Origin of the sequence: Mesorhizobium sp. M8A.F.Ca.ET.218.01.1.1, assembly GCF_004791165.1 — a bacterium.
Classification (GTDB): domain Bacteria; phylum Pseudomonadota; class Alphaproteobacteria; order Rhizobiales; family Rhizobiaceae; genus Mesorhizobium.
On record NZ_SRUZ01000228.1, the window covers coordinates 1 to 279 of the forward strand.

General features: G+C 49.5%; 1 protein-coding gene. It reads right to left on the bottom strand.

The features are described 5' to 3' along the window. The coding region (locus EN861_RS35980; protein WP_210235227.1) for a hypothetical protein at window positions 1–218 on the bottom strand (218 nt) is incomplete at its 3' end. Window positions 219–279: the final 61 nt, after the last annotated feature.

Sequence of the window (279 nt, forward strand, 5' to 3'; positions counted from 1 at the left end):
ATTTGCAGTATGGAATTCCAATGCTCAGGTGAGACTTGACTCGGGATATCATGTCTCCCAGCCCAAAACTTGACAAACCGCTCTTCGCTCATGGATACAGCTTCGGTGCTAGCGAGAGAGATGCAGTTGCCCAGATTGGGATATTGATTGAGGAGCGGTTCGTAGGTTCCCATTTGACCGACGAGTGTAGTAACCGCCCGTCGCAAAGCGGGTGCCATATCGCGTATCCTATTTTCGATTTCAAGTTGAAAGGGATCCCTCTCAAGATCTGCAAGAAGG